Below are 16,882 nucleotides of genomic sequence, written 5' to 3' on the forward strand. Positions count from 1 at the left end.
CCATGTTATCGGATCAATGCCACATTTCCTTTGTAATTCAGTGTTACATTATTCTCACACACTACATCCATTACATACACATAAACATCCTGCGGCGCTGGTTGCCCTTTGTGCAGGCCAGTCCAGCCTTTGCCGACTTCGTTCGGCTGGATATTCACCTGTTCAAACACCAGGTCGCCCCAGCGGTTGAACACCTTGAAGGAGTGAATGCTGAAGATTCCTTTCCCCCTTGGATAAAATACGTCGTTATTGCCATCGCCGTTGGGCGAGAAAGTATTTGGAACAAATACATTGGCGTTATTACAGAAAACAAAGAGCGTCAAATTGTCCCGGCTGATACATCCTCCGGCATTGATGGCCTCCAAAGTATAAGCTGTAGTTTGCTTTGGAGCCGCCACCGGAGTAGGACATGTAACACAGTTCAACCCTGTCGATGGACGCCACTTCAGTGCAGTAACATCTTTTGATATTACCGGGTTCAAAGTCACCTGGTTGCCCACCGGAATTGTTTGATCCGGACCTGCTTCGATGGCCGGATAAGGGTACACCACCATGGGTATATAACCTGTATCGGCAAAACAATGTTGGTTATCCCTCCCTATAACCCGGTAAACAACAGAAGTATCTGGTTTTACCAGCGGGTTGCTGCTGGTGCTGTTGTCCATCCATAAAGAAGGACTCCAGGAGTACTCTTCTGCACCGGAAGCCACGAGCCGGAATGACTCTCCTTTACACAACGTATCGCCTTTGCCCACCTCTATAGTAAACGGTTGTTTCACCTGTATCCGTATAGAATCGGTGGCAACACATCCAAAATTATTTTTACCTGTTACGGTGTAAGTAATGTCTTCCAAAGGTGATGCCAGCGGAGCAGGGCAATTGGTGCAGCTCAATGCGGTGGCCGGGAACCAGGTGTATTGACTGGCTCCGGAGCCGGTAAGTGTAATTGAATTGTTGCGGCAAATGGCCTGATCGGCTCCAGCATTGACAGGAGGAATGGGCCAGGCGTTCACGGTTTTGAGAACGGTATCGGCACAGCCGGAACTATTGGTTACGATAAGCCGGGACGTATAAGCCCCTGTTGCTGTATACGTTACGGCGGCCGGGTTTTGAACTTGTGCAGTAACCCCATTGCCAAAATCCCACTGCCATTGCACCTGTGAGGTATCGGTCCGCAACAGACTTCCCCGGAGTTGCAAAAGGGCCGGCGTACAGGCGCCTGAATCTCCCAGAATGGCGGCCAGCGGGCTTTGTACGATCTTCAGCGGCAGCGGCTTGCGGGCAGTGCCGGTACAGCCATTTTGCGTGGTCACTACCAGTTGCGGAGTATACTGTCCGGATTGCTTATAGCTATGAACAGGATTCTTTTCAGTGGAGGTGCCGCCATCACCAAACAACCAGCTGTAGCGGGTGATCAGGTCGTTGGAAACCGTATTATTTGTGAATTGTACCTGGCCTGAATCACACAACAAATCTTTGCTGTTGGTGAAATCAGCATTCACACCATAAATGCGGATAGTATCTTTTCCCAAAACCGGAACACGACAACCCTGTGCATCGATCAAAATCAGTTTGGGGAGATATTCTCCCATTGTAGTGAAAGTATGGGTAATGACTGTGTTGTCGGTTTCTTCGACCGTACCATCATTATAATCCCAAACAAGGCTAACATCCTGGTTGGTCTTTGCGGTGAATCCGACGGCGGTCGGCACACATCCTTTGGTCTTGTCGTACGTGAATGTTCCCTGCGGTCCTTTCACGGTAATGATTTTTATCAAAGAGTCCACGCAACCCCCGGGGCTCGTAATGGTGAGCTTGGCGCGATAAACGCCGGGATAAGTATAAAAATGCGAAGGATCGGCCAGCGTCGATTTGTTGCCATCACCAAAATCCCACTCGATGCTGTTGAAGTGCTGCGACTGATTGGTGAAGTTTACCCGTAGTGGCGGACAGGTAGCAAACGAATCACTCATCGCAAAATGAGCACGCGGGTCCCTGATACGAATGTATTGTGGCTTGGTCAGTGAATCGGCACAACCAAAACGATCATCGGCCACCAGCTTGATGGTGTAGTCTCCTTCCTGCAAATAAGTATGAGCCGGTTGTGTGGCGGCAGTTGTTTGTCCGTCGCCAAAGTACCAGGTATACACAGGACTGTTGCCGCTGGTTTGGTTGATGAATCGCACGGGTTTACCAGTACAGGATAATGTGTCGGGCGATTCAAACTGCACAACTGGTCTTGAAATAGTAACTGCATGTTGAATGGTGCGCGTGTCGGTACAACCAAGGTTATCTGTCACTGTCAACTGAACAGGATAGACCCCGCTCTTAACATATGTATGTTGAAAAGGACCGGCCGTCAATGTTTCAGTAGCCCCATCACCATAATTCCACCTCCATTGTTGTATCGGATGTTCGCCATCAGATTTGGACGAGTCGGCAAACAGGATCGTGGTATTTGTACATACTTCCGGATTGATCACCGAGAAGTCGGAAGTAGGACCATTTACCTTAATGTATTGAGGTTTGTTGAGCGTGTCGGCACAACCATACAGGTCTTTGATGATCAGGCGTATGGTGTAAAGCCCTGCAGCAGGGAAAGCAAATTGTATAGTACGGCCGGTGGGTGTGCCATAAGTGGTGTTGCCTTTTGTAATAGTCCATGCATAACTGGAGATGTTTTGTGCCTGGCTGTTTACAGCGTTCAATGTGATAGGCACATTCTTACAAACCTCTGTAGTGTTTGCTATGAAGTCGGCCTTTTCTGAGATGATCACCACCTGCCTTGAAGTCGTATGCTCGCAGCCTTCATTCTTTACAGTAAGCGTGGCAATATAACTGCCCGGGTTGTTATAAGTATGTACAGGGTGACGTTCAGTAGAAGTGTTGCCATCACCAAAATTCCAGAACCAGGAAGTAGCGCCAATAGATTGATCCGTGAAGCGGCGCGTGAATTTGATACTACAATCAACAGGTGCAGTAATGAAACGCGCTATAGGGGGCTTGATATGAATGTAGCGGGGAACAGTCAATGAGTCCTGGCAACCATTACTCCAAACAATAAGCTTTACGTTGAAGTAGCCAGTATCCTGGTAAATATGAGAAGGATGTTGTGCTGTGGAAGTACTGCCATCGCCAAAGAACCAGAGCCAGCGGTCGGTCTTGCCACCTGTGCTGCCATCGGTAAACTGAACAGACTGGAAGGCGCACACATCACGCGGTGTAGCTGTAAATGCTACTATGGGTTGCGTGCCTACGCGGATACCATCAGTTACCGATACAGAATCGGTACATCCACCGGCAGTAGTATATACCAGCTTCACAGTGTAGGTGCCTGGTTGTGTGTAAGTATGAGCAGGGTTATTGCCGGTAGCAATAGTGCCATCACCAAAATGCCACACGTAATTCACCAGCGGGTCTACTGAACTGACTGTAAATGTTGGTTGCCAGTTAAACGGCAAACAACCTTCCTGCGGCAAGCTTGTCAGCGATACCTGGGGCACCTTGATCTGTATGTATTGCTTTTTCACGAGCGTGTCTGTACAACCCGCTGCATTGGTAACAATGAGCGTAACATCGTATTCTCCATTTGCCTGGTAAGTGTGTGAAACCTGCAGACCTGTATCACGGCCACCATCACCAAACAACCATTGGTAACCTGCTGCTCCTGCAGCAGCAGTGAAGTGTACAGCAAACGGGGCTTTACAAGCTGTGCTATCATCAGCTGCGAAAGCTGCTTTTGTTTTAGCCACTACGCTTACCGTCTGTGTAACAGAATCCTTACACGCGCCAAAATCACTCACCAGTTTAATGGTGTAAGTGCCTGCCTGTGCGTAAGTCTTTATTGGGTTCAAATCTGTGGAGGTAGTACCATCACCGAAGGACCACAAAGCACCTACGGGCGCAGGCGTAGTATTATTGATAAGGGAGAAATAAGTATTGCTGCAAATGAGTGCCGGCACAGAGAAGCCAGCTTTCACCGTGCCGATATTAATGGCATTTACTTTAACAACAGAGTCGGAACAACCCGTGTTGTTGCGAACCAGCAGCTTCACCGAGTAAGTGCCCGCCACAGTATAAGTATGCGTAGGGTTAAGATCGATTGAAGTCACACCATCGCCAAAATCCCATACATAGTTAAGCGTTCCGGTGCCTGTGCTTTTGTTGGTAAAGCGTACAGCGGTAGGCGGCTTACAGCTATTGGGCACTATGAAGCCAAAGTCGGCCTTTACGCCATTGGTCAGTTGAATATGTTGTGTGCGGGTAAACGTTTGGGTACAACCATAGCTGTTGCGTACACGCAGTGATACGGTGTATTTGCCAGCCGCTGTATAGCGGTGCTCAGGATTGACGTCGGTGGAAACAGTACCATCGCCAAAATCCCATTCCCTGGATACGATATTGCCATCGCCAGCGGTACTGAGATCTGTAAACTGAACATTTAAGGGAAAACAACCGGTGGTATCTGAAGCTGCGAAGTTGACTACAGGCGAAGCATACACCGTCACATAACTCACTTTTACGATGGAGTCAGCCTGTGCGCCGTTGCGCACTACCAGCTTCACCGTATAGGTGCCCGGATTGAAATAAGTAGCAGCAGGGTTTTGCAAAAAGGAAATAGTTCCATTGCCAAGGTCCCAGCGCCAGGAAGTGGGGTTGCCAGTAGATTCGTCTGTATACTTTACAATTAAGGGGGAGCAACCAGCAACGGGGGTAGCAGAAAACCCCGCTTTAACCTGCGCATGCAGGAGGTTGCTACATAATAGTAGGCAGCCGGCAAATACCGTATGGTATATGAGGCTATGCATAGTCCTCATAGGAATATTGGGGATTTTAAATGACTTAATGTGGTTGGGTAAAGCTTAAACCAATTTAACGACTTTACGCGGGCAAAGAAATTAAAAAACTTAATATGAACTGTCGGGGAAACAGTTTAATTGGGGCAGGTATGTGCTATCTTTCAGCTGACTAAGTAAAATCAATTACCCGTATACGTTCACAGGTAACGTAATCATGTAGTTGTATATTTCAGATAAATTGTATCTGTGGGGGCTGAGGTAAAGACTTGTTGATATATGTCAAATGGTCGCTGCGGGCAAATTTTAATCTCTTTATGGTTTCTTACGCAAGTGCAGCACGTTTTTACCCGTAGCAGTAGTCATTTCAGCTTTTACATATTCCGGGGTACTGTCCTTAAATTTCCAAATACCATTCAATCTCGTGAGTGGGGCAGGGGCAGTAGGGAATTGAGAAGTAATAGAAAGGGTGGCAACATCTTCAGTCCAGGTGCCTGCGTGTGATTCTGCACCCCTGGTGCCTGTTACAGTACGGTCCTCTTTGAACTGAAATTCATAATTCAGGAAATCGCTGGTAACATTGTTAGCGTCTTCGAAGTATTGCTCTACATACCATTGGCCATTGGTGATGATGTTCATGGCCATCTTCTCCTTTTGTTTGTCAATAAACTTTTGACAGGAGGGAAGGGTAATTATCAATAATGATAATACCAGGATTACGGGTACAGGTGTTTTCATATTTACGGATATTGTAAGGAAGCGGGCAGCGTGAGCTACCCGCTCATACCTTAAAATTTGTAAATATCTCTGTATTTGTCAAGCAAATACCCTAAAAAGTGCTGAATATCGAGTACTTCCCCGCTAACCTGTTCACTCAGTTGTTCGCTGGTATACATCCTGCCATGCTGGTGTACGCCAGTGCGCAGCCACTGCAGTAAAGGCCCTGTTTCACCCCTTTGTATTTGATTTTCAAGACCATCGATGGTTGCTGATGCCTTGGCATAGAACTGAGCGGCATAAAAACTGCCCAAACTGTAGGTAGGGAAATAGCCAAAACTGCCATGGCTCCAGTGTACGTCCTGCAGGCAGCCCCGTTTGGCATCAGGCACCTGTACGCCGAGGTACTGATGGTAATGTTCATTCCACCAGGCAGGGATATCATTAGTCGACAATGTATTTCCCAACAGTTGTTTTTCCAGTTCGTAACGGATCATCACGTGAAAATGATAAGTCACTTCATCGGCCTCTGTGCGGATCAGCGAAGGCGCTACCTGGTTGATGCCGTGGTAGAATGTTTCCACCGTTACATCTTTCAATTGTTCCGGGAAGTATTGTTGTAATATAGGGAAGTAGTGTTCGCAGAATGCCTTGCTGCGGCCCACATGATTTTCCCACAGCCTCGATTGCGATTCGTGAATCGTCAATGAGGCCGCTTCGCCCAGTGGCAGGCCATAGGCTTCATCGGGCAATCCCTGCTCATACAGTGCATGTCCCGTTTCATGGATGCAGCTCCATACCATATTGCCCAGGTCATTCTCATCGATGCGGGTAGTGACGCGCACATCCCGGCTGTTGAAGTTGATGGTAAAAGGGTGCTCCGAAACATCCTGCCGTCCGGCCTCGAGGTCATAGCCCAGGTCTTTGAGTACCTGCATACCAAAAGCCCATTGCTTGTCTTTGGGATAGTGGCGATGTAAGAACTCATTGCTTACCTGCGGGCGCGATTGTATTTGGTTTAGGATATCCTTTAATGGCTGTCTGATGGTGTTGAACACACCATCCAGGAGTTGCACATTGGAGCCTTTATCGTAATCATTCAATAAAGCGTCGTAGGGATGGCGCTCATAACCGAGCAGCTGTGCTTCCTGCTTCTTCAGCACGATCAGCTTTGAAAGGTCACCGGCAAACAACCCAAAGTCATTGGCCTTCCTGGCTTCCAGCCAGCTGTGAAAACTCTTATTGATGGTCTCTGTCAGCTCCCTTACAAAGGCGGGACTGAACTTCTTTTGTTTGGAGTAATCCTCCCAGGTAAGTGATACATTCTTTTTTTCCGCTACCGACAGGTCATTCCGGCCGTTCAGCTCCTGCAACAATCCGCCCAATGTATCATCGGTAAAATGTTGGTGGGCTATTTCCGACAAGGTGGCTATCTGCTGCCCGCGGATGGCGGCGCCTTTCGGCGGCAGGTAGGTTTCCTGGTCCCACTGTAATAAAGCCGAAGCATAACGGATGTCGGCTATCTTGCGCATCGTGTCGATGTATTGCTGGTAGAGTTTGTCCGAAGGAGTTTGCGTCATAGATCGTCTTTTTATAATAAACCGGCCGCTAAAGTCCGAAAATGTTTGATACGTAGCCTATTTTATTGTCATGTAGCTGAAATGTGAAAAGCTTTAACAATCCATAGACAAAATTTAATCGGTTTTAAGGCAATAAAGCTATTAATTTGTTAACAAGAAGAACTTTACATGAAATACGCATCCGTCTTTTATACCTTATTGGCTTTGTTCGTTTTATCCGTTACACCCCGGTTCGTTCATGCACAAAAAATAGATTCCATGATCAATGTGTATGGCGAACGTTTTCCGCAGGAAAAAGTACATATCCATTTCGATAAGGCGCTGTATAACCCCGGCGAGACGATCTGGTTCAAAGCCTATTTGTTTTCCGGCCTGCTGCCTTCGGGCCTTAGCCATAACTTTTATACGGAGCTGATAGACCCGGCCACGGGTAAAGTGCTGCAAAGAAAGATCACACCCATCTTCGAGGCCAGTACCGCTGGTTCATTCGACCTGCCGGTTACCACTACCAACACCTCGCTCATTTTTAAAGCCTATACTACCTGGATGCTGAACTTTGATACAGCATTCGTGTACAGTAAGAATATCCGCATCGTTGGCAAAAACGCAGTGGCTGATAAAACGCCTGCCGACAACAAGACTTCTATCACTTTCTTTCCTGAAGGAGGCGACATGATCGCCGAGCTGTCCAATCCGGTAGCATTTAAGGCTACCGATAAGTTCGGTGCTCCGGTTGGCGTGAAAGGTGTCGTAAAAGATGCTAAAGGGAAGGAAGTAGCTTCCTTTACCAGCTTACATGATGGCATGGGCAAGTTTGAGCTGGAGCCAGCTCCCAATACCACCTATTATGCAGAGTGGAAAGACGAGAAGGGCAAATCGTATAAGACTGATCTGCCGGCATCCAGGCCCAATGGCGCTTTGCTGCAAATGATCGGTTCCGAAAAGCTGCAGTCGTTTATCATCAAGCGTTCTGCCAATGCCGGACCTGAGCTGAAGAAGCTCTACCTCGTTGGTAATATGTATCAGCAGGTGGTGTACAAAGCTACCATCAACCTTACCAACAACTTCATGACCAGTGGCACCATTCCGATTTCGGAGTTGCCCAGTGGTATCCTTGAAATGACTTTGTTCGATGCCAACTGGCAGCCACTTGCCGAGCGCATTGTATTTCTCAATAAAGAAGATTATGTATTCGATGCTACCATTAGCCCTGCTGTGAAGAACACCAATAAGCGCGGCAAAAACACGATCACCATTGAAGTGCCGGATACCCTTCGGTCGAACTTATCTATTTCCATCACCGATGCGGCTATGGCCGATAAAGGGGAAGACAATATCATTTCACGCCTCTTACTTACCGGTGATCTTAAAGGGCGCGTGTATGAACCTTCTTACTACTTTAATGTGGTAGACGACTCCACCCGTTATTACCTCGACCTGGTGATGCTTACCAATGGCTGGCGCCGCTTCAAGTGGCAAGACCTTGCCGCTGGTAAACTGCCGGTGCTTAAATATCAACGTGATAATTTCCTGTCGCTACGTGGTGAGGTGTTGGGTGTTGCAAACAGCCAGGTACCGCCAGGCTCCACCCTCAATATGTTCATGGAAGCCAAAGACTCTTCCCGTCAATTGTTCTCTTTACCGTTGGATGCGCGTGCGCAGTTCAAGGAAGATGGATTGATATTCTTTGATACGGTGAAGTTGTATTATCAGTTCAACAAGGATAAAAGACTTACGGAAAGGGCTGTGGTCAACTTCAACAATGGTACTTTAAGAAACCCGGGTACGCTGCCACTGGATTCAACCTGGCGCATACCGGTGCCGCTCGATACCAGTGCCCTGAACCGCAGTAAGTTTATTGCTGCCGAAGCAGAACGTATACGGCCCGAGATCGATAAGCGTATAAAGACCCTCGAAGCAGTAACGGTAAAGGCCAAACAGAAATCTACCAAAGACCTGATGGACGAGAAATACGCCCGTGGTCTATTTGCCGGTGGTGATGCTACTTCATTCGATATGGTCAATGATCCATTTGCCCAATCGGCCCAGAATATATTCCAGTACCTGCAGGGCAGGGTGGCTGGTTTGCAGATCAACATGAGTGGTCCTAATGGTCCTACGTTGACCTGGCGCCAGTCCAACACTTCCATATTCCTCGATGAAATGCCAGTGGATGCCCAGACGATCCAGAACATCCCTGTAACGGATATTGCGTATGTGAAAGCTTTCCGTCCGCCTTTCTTTGGCGCTTCCGGTGGTGGTGCAGGTGGCGCTATCGCGATCTATACCCGCAAGGGCAATGATCAAAAGACAAACAATGCAGCTATACCAGGTGGCATGGAAAAGAACCTGTTGGCTGGATATGCTTCTTTAAAAGAGTTTTATTCTCCTGATTATTCCAAAGAGAATGACCTGTTTGAAGTAGCCGACGTGCGTACTACTTTATACTGGTCTCCCTACATCCTTACTGATAAATCAGCCCGTCGTGTTACCATCACTTTCTACAACAATGATGTTACCAAGCGTATCAAAGTGATCCTCGAAGGCATGAACGAAGAGGGCCGCCTTACGCGGGTGGAGAAGTTGATTGAGTAAGAGTTGTTAATAATAAATGAGTAGCCCGTTGCAGCAAATAGTTGTAACGGGCTTTTTTATTTATTTCCTGATCACTGTAATGGTTTTGGTGGCCGGGGTAGCGGGTGGTGCCTGCTGACTCGAATCCTGGGTGGAATCGGGCGGTGATGGTGGCAACTTGCTATTATAAGTAAGTAAAAAAGCATTGTACATCTTCATCATAGGCCCGTTAAGCCGCAGTTGTTTACTTTGCTGATCATCGATGATGCCGCTGGCTTGCAGCGTATCCCGCAGGCTGTTGACAGCAAAACTGATCTTGTAAGGAATGTCCTGCGACTTATTGACTTCTACATCATAAAACCAGGCATGGGCATAGTCCAGGTAAAAGGTAACCGACTTATAGTTTTTATCAAAAGCATTGACGGCGCTGTCCAGTGATATCTCTTTCAATGGGATGGAATCCTGCTGGTACCAGCCGCTATCGCGGTAGGTGACCTCTGTAGGGTTGTAAGCGGCAAAGATCCGCAGCTTTTGGCGGATAGAATCGGGTGTATCATGCAAGGCAATCGTATCGTAGGGAGCAAGCGTTTTCTTCTGAGTAGCAAAGTAATACATACCAGCTCCGGCCAATACCATTATCAATAAGATCAGCAAGGTCGTGCGCATCTTGGTTGTTTTATGGTTGGATAGCACAAATCTATACAATTTATGTGCCTGCCTCTTTTAAAACCAGAAGGTTTAATTTATCCATGCTACGGTTAGGTTACTCCGTACACTTATGTCAACTTTAAGGGACCAAACATCATTATCCACTTAAACACAGTACGATTATGAAAAACAATCAGTTCTCTCCTATGACAGAGAAAGAGATGATGGAAGTAAACGGTGGTGGCTTACTGGATGGACTTCCTATCCTGGGACCATTGCTTTCGCCCATCTTGACGCTCCTTCAACAACTGCTGGCTTCTCTGGGCCTGCCAATTAATTTGCCTGTATAAGGATGTCGGGAATATTAGTCAGGAAGGCCGGGTGCACAACCGGCCTTTTTTTATTTCAATTACTGAATGCTGCTGCCGATGTTACAACCTACGGCTATAATTTAAACATATAGTGGTTAGGTTAATAGATGGATTAAAGGGAATTTTATCGCGTAAAAGATTCCTTTCATTTTTAACCAATTTTTTTATGACAAACTTTGCACAATTCTCAGCTCTGTCTGAAACAGAAGTAGTAGCTATCAATGGCGGTGGTCCTCTGGATGGCGCGCTGACTGGCGTTAACAACCTGCTGACTGGCCTTGGTAATGCACTTACTGGTGTAGGTGGTGTTACTACCGGTTTAGGCAACGCGCTTACACTCGCTGGTGCTGGTGCTGGTAGCACACTGAATCAAGCTGGTCTGGGTGTTAACACCTTGCTGACTGGTCTGGCTGGTCTGCTCAATGGCATCAACCTGCCTACTATCTAATCGCTTCTTGCTATTAGTACATCATTCACCCCCAGGGGACCCGTATTCCCGGACATCAGTTATACTGAAAGGGCTTCAGTGCCCGGTTAGGAGCTGGTGATATTAACGTATTCACTTGGACGGTGACGGGCAACCAGAATTTATTTTATTCTGTAGCCTATAAAGGTCGGCTTTTGCGCCGGCCTTTTTTATGTCCCTACCTGTTGCAGGGGAGCCTGTGCGATTGAAAGGGATAAATAATGCAGGTTACTAAAAGAGGTTAGCTATAACTTAAAACGATGAGACTCTTTTCGCTTGCATCGCAAACGAAAAGCGTCTCATCGTTAGTAAGCCAAACAACCTTGTATATGATGCGCTGTAAAGGTTTTAAAAGAAATAATATTAATAGCTGCTTCTGCGCCACACGGTATTGGGCTTCGGTAGCTCTACCATGTCCATCAATTCAGAAGGTTTGATCTGGAGTATCTGACACAATTCATAATACCTGTCGAGTGTAATAGGTGTTTTGCCGTTTTCCAACCGGCTGTAAGCGTTCTGCGATATGTGCAACATCAGCGCCATATATTCCTGCGAGTATTCCCGGTTTCGGCGCAACGTCCTGATCTGCGTGGCAATTAACTCGGTAGGTGATATCGTTTGCTGTAACATAGTTTCACTTGGTTTTTTCACAGGCCCTTTCTGGCGTTGCCGGCGGGCTTTGTTTTTCATGTAAAGAATATATTTGGATAATGGCGCTAACACAGATCGATCAACGGTTCGTGGCTGTGTGCTGATAGCCCCTTCAAACAGTGACTACGCCCTGATGTTGTTCCCATAGCTGTGCATACATCGCTTTGTTGGCCAACAGCTCTTCATGCGAACCTTCCTCATGCAATAGTCCGTTCTTGAGTACTACAATTTTATCGGCTTTGATGATCGTGCTCAACCGGTGAGCGATGATGATAATGGTCTTTCCTGCTTTTCTCCATCGCTGCATGGTGCTTTGCACCAGTTGGTCGGCAATAGGGTCGAGGGAAGAGGTAGCTTCATCCATGATCAGGATGTCCGGCTGCCGGTAGAGGGCACGGGCTATGGCCAGCCTTTGGCGCTGTCCGCCTGATAAGGTAGCGCCATGTTCGCCCAGCCAGGTATTGAAACCGCTGGGCAATTGCTCGATGAACTCAACAATGCCCAGCTCGGTGGCAATGTTCAGTACACGTTGCATATCCGGTTCAATGTCGCCTACTGCAATATTTTCCAATACGGTACCGGCAAACAGATCAACCTGTTGTGGTACTACACTCACCCGCTGCCGCAGGCTTTCCATATCGAGGTACTTGATGTCTTTGCCACCAATACTGATATGACCACTGCGCACCGGATAGATATTTTGTAATAACGACATCAGGGTCGACTTGCCACTGCCGCTTTCACCTACAATAGCAGTAATGCGGCCCGCCGGTATAATGAGGTTGAATTGTTTGAAGACTTCTGCACGGGTGCCATAGCGGAATCCCACATCATGAAACGAGATATCTCCTGTTACCCCCGGCGCCAGTTTGATCTTATTGGTACTATCCTCCTGCTCCAGGTCCATGATCTCAAAGAGACGATCGGCGGCTATCAAAGCGTCCTGCATGCTTTTGTTGGCGCCTATAATACTCATGGCAGGCCCGGTAAAATAACCAATGAGCGCATAGAAAGAAAGCAGCTCGCCGGCGCTCAGGCTACGATTCACTACCATATAAGCCCCTGTCCACAAGAGTACTATTACCAGCAGGCTGGTGGCAAAGCTCGCAACGCTGCCCGAATAAATATTAAAGATGCCGGACCGGTAAATCGTTTGCAGTAGCCGTATGAACCTCGATTCTGTTTTCATGTTTGCATGCTCTTCCAGTCCAAAACGCTTGATGGTGCTGATGGTATTCAGTGATTCCACCAACTGGCTGCCCAGTTCGGCGTTATGCTCCATCAGCTTGCGTTGCCACTTCTTGTTGAAGCGGTCGCTCGCCATGTACAACAACACATATATGGGAATAATGGTAAGCACCAGCAGCGCCAGTTTCCATTGGTAAAAGAACATCACGAGGAAAGAAAAGACCACAATGAAAATATTGACCACCAGTCCGGTTGCCGTTTCATTGATGAATGCCCTGATCTTGACTGCGTCGGTAATGCGTGATGTGATCTCACCCACCCGCATGGTATCGAAGAACTGTTGGGGCAGTTTCAGCAGGTGTTTATAATAACCCAGTATCAGTCGTGCGTCGATTTGTTGCCCTGTTTTCATCGCAAAAATGCTTTTGAAACCGCCGATAAATAACTGTAGCAACAGTATGAGCAACATCACAATGCCCATGAGGTTCAGCAGGCGGGTGTTGCCGCCAATCAATACATGGTCTACAATGTTTTGAACATATAGTGAGGTGGATAAACCCAATATGGTGTATACGGCAGAGCCAAAGATGATCTGTCCGGTAACTTCCTTGTGTGGCCGAAGCAGCAGCCAGAAGCGCCGCAGGTGCGAGATCTTTTCATTGCCTTCCTGAAAGGTTTGTGCTGGCATCAGCAATATGATCACGCCAGTCCATATTTCTTTGAATGCTTCATGTGGATAAGGGTGCAGTTCACCGTCGGCAGGGTCCATCACCTGCACGTAGTCTTTGGTTACTTTATAGATCACTACATAATGGCTGAGGCGCTTGTTGAGCACCACGTGCGCAATAGCTGGCACGGGCATATTGAAGAGAGCATCGAAAGGCCCTTTTACACCTTTGGCATCGAAGCCGATCTTTTGGGCTGCTTCAATAAGGCCCAGTACATTGGTGCCCTTGGTATCGGTGCCTGCATATTGACGGATGGTGGCAATCGGCAATTGCAGGTTATAGTAGGCTGCTACAGATTGCAGGCAGGCTGCTCCGCAGTCAGTAATGTCATGCTGTTTTACTTTGATCGCTTTTTTCATGGTATTGGATAAAGTGTTGGTTCGGGTAAATAAGAAGATTATTGTTTATTGTCTGTATTGGCCGAATGGGGGTTCAGCCAGCTATCGGCTCTTTCATATAATAGCTGCATGATTCCCCGGCGGGCGAGGATAAAGCGGCATTGGAGGGTCATCCCTTTTTTAAGGTTCCCTTTAACGCCATTGGATAACTGCAGACTGTTTTTATCGAGGAGGCATTTTACTTTGAATACCGGTGTATTGTTGACGATCGTGAAGTCGTTGTCTACCGATTGTACTTTACCGGGCAGTATGCCCCAGGAATTGTAATTAAAGGCATCCACCTGGCATTTGATCGTCATACCAGCATAGATGTAGCCAATGTCCTGTGGTGATACATATACTTCTGCCATCATGCCCGAATCGGGAGAGATGTAGCCCAGCATTTCGCCGGCCTGTACGGGACCTCCTGTATAGCGGCCAGCAAACTGTTGAACGGTGCCACTTACCGGGGCCCTGATCTCCAGCTGGTCTTTTTCTTTTTGTAGTTGCTTTTTACCGGCCTGTAGCTGGCGGCTTTCGAGGCGCAGGCGTTCCAGTTCCTGCTGCCACTGACTTTTTTGGGAAGCTATGGCTGCATCGTATATCGCCTTTGCCTGTTCATAAGCATATTTCTTTTCGAGGTATTCTTTTTTAGCGATCACCTTTTCATCATACAGTTTGCTGTACATCTGGTAATCCGACTTCAGCTTTTCCGCTACGGAACGCTTTTCGGCCATGTTGGCCTGGAAGCCGAAGTATTGCTGTTTGTAGAGGTTGGAATAGAGTTTGGCAGGCCCAGCACCTTTGGCCAGCAGGCTCAGGTCGTGCATGTGTGTTTCGCGCTGAGATAACTCAAAGCCTGTCTGGTCGAGTTTGTCGTTGGTTACATCCTGCTGCAGGCGCAGCAGTAATTGACCTTCCTGCACATGGTCACCCTCTTTCACCATTACGGCGGCAATGTTGGCGCTGGCAAGACTGCGCAGTTCAGACTTTTCGGAGAAAGGCCGGATGATACCGGGCACATTGACGGAGACATCTACTTTAATAAAAATAGCAGCCAGCAGGGTAGCCACTACGGCACCCAATACAAGGGTATAGATTATTTGGCTCTTAGGTTGCACTTTGGGCAACCAGGAGTAGGCAGAATCCTGCATCATTGCTGCCGGGAAAATTCTGGGCATGAAACGTCGGTTTGGTTTTACAAACAGTTCAGGCAGGTCAATAACAAACAGGTATCAAACACAGAATGATCCGAAAAAAGGAGTGAGGTCTGCTACATCAGAGATAGGTCAGGCGCTTTGCGTACTTGCAACAGTGTTTAACACGGATTGCATATAATTCAAAAATAATATAACAGGATGAAACGACCTTATTTTAAATCTGGTGTGTATAATTTATCCGCGTAGGTTTTAAATTAATCCGGGCCTCTCTATTTTAAAACTGCGATTGATACTTTAGAACCTTTGTCTATAGCTGTGCAAACCTGGCCTCACCCATGTGTCAAAAGGGGGTGTTTACCAATGACAGACACATCTCTGACACATGGTTGACACATGGATAGGAGATACAATGCAGATTGTCAATGAGTTGTAGTTTAATTATGTTAAGTAGTTGTGACGAACCCATCTATACGGTGCGCTAAGTGCCTCAGCTTGTTATCTTTGGCTATAATTTTCAACCTATGCACATTGCAGCCATCACCGCCTACCTGGAGTCGATTGCCCCTCCTTCCCTGCAGGAAAGTTATGATAACGCCGGTCTGCTTACCGGCGATGCCGGCTGGGAGTGTACCGGGGTGCTCTGTACCCTCGATGCCACGGAAGCCGTGATCCTTGAAGCGGCAGCCCGCAAGTGCAACCTGGTAGTGGCCCATCACCCCATCATCTTTGGCGGGCTGAAAAAGATCAACGGCAAGAACTACGTGGAAAAGGCAGTGATTGCCGCCATTAAGCACGATATCGCGATCTACGCCATTCATACCAACCTGGACCATGTGATCACCGGGGTCAATGGTATGATGGCCGATAAGTTGGGACTGGTAAAAAGAACCGCCCTGCAGTCCAGGGCAGCTACCCTCAAAAAACTATTCACTTTTGTACCGCTGGCCCAGGCCGAGCAGGTAAGAGCCGCCCTCTTTGCCGCCGGCGGTGGGCATATTGGCAATTACAGCGAGTGCAGCTTTAACGTGGAAGGCGCCGGCACCTTCAAGGGTGGGGAAGGCTCCAATCCCTTTGTGGGGCAACCCGGTGAGCGGCATGAGGAAAGAGAAGTAAAGCTTGAGGTTATTTTCCCGGCCTGGCTGCAAAGCACCATGGTCAAGGCCATGATTGCTGCCCATCCCTATGAGGAGGTGGCCTACGATGTGGTGGACCTGGCCAATACCCACCCGGGTATCGGGGCAGGGTTGATCGGGGAGCTACCTGACCTCCAGGATGAAAAAGACTTTTTAGCGTTGATTAAGAAGCAGTTCGGACTTACCGTCATCCGGCATACGCCCCTGCTCGATAAACCGGTAAGGAAGGTGGCATTGTGCGGCGGGGCTGGCAGTTTCCTGGTTTCCAGGGCTTTAGCGGCCGGGGCCGATTTTTTCATCACCGGCGACATGAAATACCATGAGTTTTTCGACGCCAACGACCGGATGGTGATCGCCGACATTGGCCACTATGAGAGCGAGCAGTTTACCACCGACCTCCTAATTACTGTTTTGCAGGAAAAATTCACTACCTTTGCCGTCCTTAAAAGCGAAGTGAAAACCAATCCGGTACGTTACTTCGTCTGAAAATAAA

The 16,882-nt window shown here is 47.8% G+C and carries 11 protein-coding genes; 4 read left to right on the top strand and 7 right to left on the bottom strand.

Translation table 11 applies throughout. The features are described 5' to 3' along the window. Positions 1-5: 5 nt before the first annotated feature. From AC5JBY_RS09190 to AC5JBY_RS09200, 3 genes are all read right to left on the bottom strand, one after another. On the bottom strand, positions 6-4,817 hold the full coding sequence (locus tag AC5JBY_RS09190) for a PKD domain-containing protein (RefSeq protein ID WP_495904279.1): 4,812 nt from the start codon (positions 4,815-4,817) through the stop codon (positions 6-8). A 294-nt stretch (positions 4,818-5,111) separates the two neighbouring features. After that, on the bottom strand, positions 5,112-5,534 hold the full coding sequence (locus tag AC5JBY_RS09195; protein ID WP_495904280.1) for a hypothetical protein: 423 nt from the start codon (positions 5,532-5,534) through the stop codon (positions 5,112-5,114). A gap of 50 nt (positions 5,535-5,584) precedes the next feature. Continuing rightward, entirely contained in the window at positions 5,585-7,093 is a 1,509-nt protein-coding gene (locus AC5JBY_RS09200) for a carboxypeptidase M32 (protein WP_495904281.1), read from the bottom strand. A 168-nt stretch (positions 7,094-7,261) separates the two neighbouring features. Here AC5JBY_RS09200 and AC5JBY_RS09205 point away from each other — a divergent pair, with 168 nt between their 5' ends. Further along, positions 7,262-9,688 (top strand): hypothetical protein, encoded by a 2,427-nt coding sequence (locus tag AC5JBY_RS09205; protein WP_495904282.1) that lies wholly within the window; start codon positions 7,262-7,264, stop codon positions 9,686-9,688. A 60-nt stretch (positions 9,689-9,748) separates the two neighbouring features. On the opposite strand, the gene AC5JBY_RS09210 is transcribed toward AC5JBY_RS09205, so the two are convergent. After that, a complete protein-coding gene (locus AC5JBY_RS09210; RefSeq protein WP_495904283.1) occupies positions 9,749-10,333 on the bottom strand; it encodes a hypothetical protein in 585 nt (194 codons plus the stop codon). A 164-nt stretch (positions 10,334-10,497) separates the two neighbouring features. Here AC5JBY_RS09210 and AC5JBY_RS09215 point away from each other — a divergent pair, with 164 nt between their 5' ends. Both AC5JBY_RS09215 and AC5JBY_RS09220 read left to right on the top strand, forming a co-directional pair. Continuing rightward, on the top strand, positions 10,498-10,665 hold the full coding sequence (locus AC5JBY_RS09215; RefSeq protein WP_495904284.1) for a bacteriocin: 168 nt from the start codon (positions 10,498-10,500) through the stop codon (positions 10,663-10,665). Between the two features lie 187 nt (positions 10,666-10,852). Next, positions 10,853-11,134 carry a hypothetical protein gene (locus AC5JBY_RS09220; RefSeq protein WP_495904285.1) on the top strand — a complete coding sequence of 94 codons (282 nt, stop codon included), beginning with the start codon at positions 10,853-10,855 and terminating at the stop codon, positions 11,132-11,134. 381 nt (positions 11,135-11,515) lie between these two features. Here AC5JBY_RS09220 and AC5JBY_RS09225 read toward each other — a convergent pair whose 3' ends face one another. The 3 genes from AC5JBY_RS09225 to AC5JBY_RS09235 all read right to left on the bottom strand — a co-directional run bounded on the left by AC5JBY_RS09225 (position 11,516) and on the right by AC5JBY_RS09235 (position 15,277). Beyond that, positions 11,516-11,842 carry a helix-turn-helix domain-containing protein gene (locus tag AC5JBY_RS09225; protein ID WP_495904286.1) on the bottom strand — a complete coding sequence of 109 codons (327 nt, stop codon included), beginning with the start codon at positions 11,840-11,842 and terminating at the stop codon, positions 11,516-11,518. A gap of 73 nt (positions 11,843-11,915) precedes the next feature. After that, entirely contained in the window at positions 11,916-14,078 is a 2,163-nt protein-coding gene (locus AC5JBY_RS09230) for a peptidase domain-containing ABC transporter (protein WP_495904287.1), read from the bottom strand. Positions 14,079-14,116: 38 nt separating this feature from the next. Then, positions 14,117-15,277, bottom strand: coding sequence for an HlyD family secretion protein (locus AC5JBY_RS09235; protein ID WP_495904288.1), 1,161 nt, complete (start codon positions 15,275-15,277; stop codon positions 14,117-14,119). Between the two features lie 500 nt (positions 15,278-15,777). Between AC5JBY_RS09235 and AC5JBY_RS09240 the strand changes: the two genes are divergently transcribed. Then, positions 15,778-16,875, top strand: coding sequence for a Nif3-like dinuclear metal center hexameric protein (locus AC5JBY_RS09240; RefSeq protein ID WP_495904289.1), 1,098 nt, complete (start codon positions 15,778-15,780; stop codon positions 16,873-16,875). Positions 16,876-16,882: the final 7 nt, after the last annotated feature.

It is taken from the genome of Paraflavitalea sp., from assembly GCF_059502485.1.

Coding starts and splice junctions, on each gene's coding strand:
- AC5JBY_RS09190 (WP_495904279.1), bottom strand. CDS start 4,817: ATGAGGACTATGCATAGCCTCATATACCATACGGTATTTGCCGGCTGC.
- AC5JBY_RS09195 (WP_495904280.1), bottom strand. CDS start 5,534: ATGAAAACACCTGTACCCGTAATCCTGGTATTATCATTATTGATAATT.
- AC5JBY_RS09200 (WP_495904281.1), bottom strand. CDS start 7,093: ATGACGCAAACTCCTTCGGACAAACTCTACCAGCAATACATCGACACG.
- AC5JBY_RS09205 (WP_495904282.1), top strand. CDS start 7,262: ATGAAATACGCATCCGTCTTTTATACCTTATTGGCTTTGTTCGTTTTA.
- AC5JBY_RS09210 (WP_495904283.1), bottom strand. CDS start 10,333: ATGCGCACGACCTTGCTGATCTTATTGATAATGGTATTGGCCGGAGCT.
- AC5JBY_RS09215 (WP_495904284.1), top strand. CDS start 10,498: ATGAAAAACAATCAGTTCTCTCCTATGACAGAGAAAGAGATGATGGAA.
- AC5JBY_RS09220 (WP_495904285.1), top strand. CDS start 10,853: ATGACAAACTTTGCACAATTCTCAGCTCTGTCTGAAACAGAAGTAGTA.
- AC5JBY_RS09225 (WP_495904286.1), bottom strand. CDS start 11,842: ATGAAAAACAAAGCCCGCCGGCAACGCCAGAAAGGGCCTGTGAAAAAA.
- AC5JBY_RS09230 (WP_495904287.1), bottom strand. CDS start 14,078: ATGAAAAAAGCGATCAAAGTAAAACAGCATGACATTACTGACTGCGGA.
- AC5JBY_RS09235 (WP_495904288.1), bottom strand. CDS start 15,277: ATGCCCAGAATTTTCCCGGCAGCAATGATGCAGGATTCTGCCTACTCC.
- AC5JBY_RS09240 (WP_495904289.1), top strand. CDS start 15,778: ATGCACATTGCAGCCATCACCGCCTACCTGGAGTCGATTGCCCCTCCT.